We start from the raw sequence: 5215 nt of genomic DNA, 5'->3' as shown, positions 1-5215 counted from the left end.
GTCAACGGGCCCGCGTCGACGGTGGTGTCCGGCGAGGTGGCGGCGGTGGAGGAGTTGCTGGCGCGGTGCGAGGAGGAGGGGGTGTGGGCGCGGCGGATCGGGGTGGACTACGCCTCCCACAGCCCGCAGGTCGAGGAGATCCGCGACGAACTGACCCAGGCTCTCGCGGGGATCAGTCCGATGGCGGGCGAAGTGGAGTTCCGCTCGACGGTCACCGGTGAGGTGGTGGACACCGCCACCCTCGACGCCGCGTACTGGGTGCGGAACCTGCGCGACCCGGTGCTCTTCCACCCGGTGATCGAGGCACTGGCCGGGCAGGGCATCGGCATCTTCATCGAGGCCAGCCCCCACCCCGTGCTCACCGTCGGTATCGGTGACACGCTGGCGGACGCCGAAGCGGAGTGCGCGGTGGTCGAGACGCTCCGCCGCGGTCGGGGCGGGCTGGTGCAGTTCCTCACCAGCGCCGCGCAGGCCCATGTCCACGGGGTGGACCTGGACTGGAACGCCATCTTCCCCGGCGACCATCCGCGCCGCGTCGACCTGCCCACCTACGCCTTCCAGCGGGAACGGTACTGGGTACACACCGGCCACGCTCATACGGCCGGCGACGCACGGGAGTTGGGCCTCGGGGTGGCGGACCATCCTCTGCTGGGGGCGGCGGTGGGGATGGCCGACAGCGACGAGTGGCTGCTGACGGGACGGCTGTCGCTGTCCACGCACCCCTGGCTGGCCGATCACGCCGTCCACGGAACCGTTCTCGTGCCGGGGACCGCATTGGTGGACCTGGTGATCCGCGCCGGCGACGAGGTCGGCTGCGACGAGATCGAGGAACTCACCCTTCAAGCACCTTTGCTCCTGCCGGAGCGTGGAGGGGTTCAGATTCAGGTGCGGGTCGGCGCGGCCGGTGATGCTGGACAGCGCGAGGCCACCGTCCATTCCCGGTCGGCTGACGAGGACGACAGCCACTCCTGGACCTGCCATGCGACCGCCACCCTCATGACGACTGACACCCGTACCAGCGGGGTGACATCCGGCGACGAGAGCGCGGTACATCTGGACCAATGGCCCCCACCCGGCGCTCAGCGGATCGACATCGACGGTGTCAACAGCGTCGATGCAGTCGGCAGAGCCGGCGGCATGTACGAACGGATGGCCCAGGCGGGTTACGAGTACGGGCCGGCTTTCCAGTGCTTGGGCGCGGTCTGGCGAGGCACGGACCAGGACCTCTTCGCCGAGGTGGCGCTGCCCGAGGAACTTCACGGGGACGCGGCGCGCTTCGGCCTCCACCCCGCGCTGCTGGACGCCGCTCTGCACGCCGTCGTCGCCGAGGACCTGGAGGAGAGGTCGGGCGAGGTGTGGCTGCCGTTCGCCTTCCACGGGATACGCCTGCTGGCCCAGGGAGCCAGCACATTGCGCGTCCACCTGGAACGGTCCGGCCGCGAAGAGGTCACGGTCCGCATGGCCGACGCGAGCGGTCAGCCCGTTGCGCTGATTCGTTCTCTGGTATCCCGACCCGCCGCACCTGAGCAACTGCGGCATATATCCGGCCTCGCCGATGACTCGCTGTTCGTCCTGCGGTGGAAGCCGTTGCCCCTTGACGGCGTGGAGTTCGCCGGTGTCTCCGGCGCACCCGTAGTGCTCGATCCGCGGAAACCATCCGACCAGGCAGGAGCTTTCGCGAGCCTGGGCGCCCTTGCTGATGCGATCGACTCGGGGCTTCCCGCGCCCTCAGCCGTTGTGTGGCCGATGGCTTCTCGCGAAGAACACGAAGGCCAGGACGTGTCGGGAGACGACTCGGACCTGGCGCAGATGCACGTCCACGAGACGGTCAACGAGGTTCTCGGCATGGCACGGGAATGGCTGGCCAACGAGAGGTTCTCGGAATCGCGACTCGTGGTCGTGACCCGGGGCGCGCAGCTCGTCCGGGGCAGCGACGCGGACATCACCGACCTTGCCCAGGCGGCGGCGCTGGGGGCGCTGCGGTCGGCAGCCTCCGAGAACCCGGGCCGCTTCGTGCTCGTTGATCTGGACGGCGACGCGGGTGAGGACACCGTCGCGACCTCGCCGCTACCTCAGGCCATCGCCGCCGCGCGAGACGCGGGTGAATCCCAGGTGGCGCTTCGGGGCGGGACGGCGTTCGTGCCACGGCTGATGCGCCACGGCGCCCATGAGCGGAATGAACGGAACGAGCGGCGGGAGGAGACCACCGGCTCTCGCGCGCGCTCGGTCGGAGACGGCACCGTTCTGATCACGGGCGGGACTGGCACCCTTGGCGCTGTCGTGGCGCGCCATCTGGTGAGGGAGCACGGGGTCAAGAGTCTGGTTCTGACCAGTCGGCGCGGCATGGACTCCCCGGGGGCGCTTGAGCTTCGGGAAGAGTTGCGGGAGCGCGGCGCGGTCGTCGAGATCCTGGCCTGTGACGCGGCCGACCGTGATGGGCTCGGCGCGGTGCTGCGCACGATTCCTCAGTCCGCGCCGCTCACCGGCATCGTGCACGCGGCCGGTGCTGTGGACGACGGTCTCGTCGAGTCGTTGAGCCGGGAGCAGGTCCAACGGGTGCTGCGTCCGAAGGTCGATGCCGCGCTCAACCTCTGCCACCTCACGCGCGATCTGGACCTGCGGATGTTCGTGTTCTTCTCGTCGGCCGCGGGTGTCGTCGGAAACACCGGTCAGGGCAACTACGCGGCCGCCAACTCGTTCCTCGACGCGTTGGCCCGTCATCTGCGCGCGCGGGGCATACCTGCGGTCTCCTTGGGGTGGGGCCTCTGGGAGGAGCCCGAGAGCGCGCTGGTCAGGAAGTCCGGCGAGAACACGGAGAGCAGGCTCGCGAGCAGGGGATTCCTGGCGCTGCCCACCGACGTCGCACTGCATCACTTCGACGCGGCGGTGCGAGGTGGCGAGGGCGACGCAGCTGAGGGACTCCTCGTGCCGGTGCGCCTCGATGCCTCGCGACTGCGCGAAGAGGCTGCCGCGGGAGTGCTGTCCCCCTTGTTCCGCGACGTGGTGCGGAAGCCGGTGAGACGGGGACGAGCTGCGGGAGCAGTCGGGGCCGACGATCAAGGCGGCCCCCTCGCGGCGCAGTTGGCGGCGCTGCCGGAGATGGAACGGGAGCACCTGCTGCTGAAGGTCGTCCGTACCCATGTCGCCTCCGTGCTCGGTCACGCCACGCCAGAAGCAGTGGACGCGGGCAGGGGACTGGTCGATATGGGCATCGATTCGCTTGCCGCTGTCCAACTCCGCAACCGCCTCAGCGCCGCCACTGGGTTGCGACTCCCTTCCACGCTGGCCTTCGACCGTCCCACGTCGTCGGCGCTGGCCGAGTACCTCCTCGCGGAACTTCAGCCCGAAGGCGACGACTCCCTGATGGCAGGACAGGCCACCAAAGCAGCCGAGGCTTTGAAGAAGGCGGAGCAGGTGCTTGCCGAATGCTCTCCTGATGAGGAAACGCGCGAGCAGTTGGCGCGGATGCTCAGGGACATGCTGCAGAAGGTCGAAACGGGCAGCGAGCGGAATCAGGACGGCGACTACGACGTGGCTGCGGCAACGAACGAGGAAATGTTCGAGCTGATCGACAGAGAGCTAGGAACTCTTTAACGCACGTGCACGCAGCGTATTCTTTGGCTCTCCAGAGGGGTTGGCGACGGTGACCAGCGAGGAAAAGAAGCTTCGGGAATATCTCAATCGAGTCGTTGTCGACCTGCGGGACGCGCGTCAACGTCTGAGTGAGCGTGAGGCGAAGAACCGTGAGCCCATCGCGATCGTGGGCATGGCGTGCCGTTATCCGGGCGGGGTCGCCTCCCCCGAGGATCTCTGGCGGCTGGTCGACTCGGGTGGGGACGCGATCGCCGGCTTCCCGAACGACCGTGGGTGGGACCTTGAGGACCTTTACGACCCGGACCCCGACAAAGAGGGCAAGACCTATGTGCTCGAGGGCGGTTTTCTCGAGGATATAGCCGGTTTCGATCCTGAGTTCTTCGGGATTTCGCCGCGTGAGGCGGTTGGCACCGATCCGCAGCAACGGCTGCTGCTGGAGGTTGCCTGGGAAGCGTTCGAACGCGCTGGTATCGACCCTACGTCGCTCCGCGGTAGTGGGACCGGTGTCTTCGCCGGGTCGATGTACCACGATTACGCGAAGTTGCTCGAACAAGCCGGGAACGACTACGAGGGCTTTCTTGGGACGGGGGCTGTTGCCAGCGTTGTCTCCGGTCGGCTGGCCTATTCGTTCGGTTTGGAAGGACCCGCCGTCACGGTGGACACGGCGTGTTCGTCGTCGTTGGTGGCGCTGCACCTGGCGGTGCAGGCGTTGCGCAACGGCGAATGCCCTATGGCTCTGGTCGGTGGGACGACTGTGATGCCCACCCCCGATGTCTTTGTCGGCTTCAGCCGGCAGCGCGGTTTGGCGGCGGATGGGCGCTGCAAGTCCTTCTCGGCTGCTGCGGACGGCGCGGGGTGGTCGGAGGGTGTGGGTGTGCTGCTGGTGGAGCGGCTGTCGGATGCGGTGCGGAACGGTCACGAGGTGCTGGCGGTGGTGCGCGGGTCGGCGGTGAACCAGGACGGCGCGAGTAGCGGGTTCAGTGTGCCGAATGGTCCGTCGCAGCAGCGGGTGATCCGGCAGGCGCTGGCGAGCGCGGGGTTGTCGGTGGCGGATGTGGATGCGGTGGAGGCGCACGGTACGGGGACGTCGCTGGGTGATCCGATTGAGGCGCAGGCGTTGCTGGCCACCTACGGCCGGGATCGGGCGGACGGTGGGCCGTTGTGGCTGGGGTCCATCAAGTCGAACATCGGGCATGCGCAGGCGGCTGCGGGTGTGGCGGGTGTGATCAAGATGGTGATGGCGATGCGCCATGGCTGGCTGCCGAAGTCATTGCATGCCGAGGAGCCCTCCCCGCATGTGGATTGGTCGGCGGGTGCGGTGGAGTTGCTGGCCGAGCCGGTGGCGTGGGAGCGGAACGGGCGCCCGCGCCGGGCGGGCGTGTCGTCGTTCGGGATCAGTGGGACGAATGCGCATGTGATCGTGGAGGAGGCGCCGGTGCGGGAGGCCGGTGCGGTGGAGGTGGCGGAGGATCCGGCGCCGGGTGGTGTGGTGCCGTTGGTGGTGTCGGCCCGGTCGGCCGGGGCGCTGGCCGGACAGGCGGCGCGCCTGCGGGAGTTCCTTGAAGGTGGTGCCGGGGCCGGGGTGTCGTTGGTGGATGTGGGGTGGTCGTTGGCGGTGGGG

Annotated in this window: 2 protein-coding genes; both read left to right on the top strand. The window is 68.6% G+C overall.

The window, feature by feature from the left end:
- The coding region (locus tag ADY01_RS32390; protein ID WP_159001556.1) for an SDR family NAD(P)-dependent oxidoreductase at window positions 1–3594 on the top strand (3594 nt) is incomplete at its 5' end.
- A 49-nt stretch (window positions 3595–3643) separates the two neighbouring features.
- A partial coding sequence (locus ADY01_RS32385) for a type I polyketide synthase (protein ID WP_049580311.1) occupies window positions 3644–5215 on the top strand: 1572 nt, incomplete at its 3' end.

Origin of the sequence: Streptomyces sp. SBT349 (assembly GCF_001083795.1) — a bacterium.
Taxonomy (GTDB): Bacteria; Actinomycetota; Actinomycetes; order Streptomycetales; family Streptomycetaceae; genus Streptomyces.
Note: the sequence above shows the minus strand (reverse complement) of the source record. Positions and strands in the feature narration are given on the sequence as shown.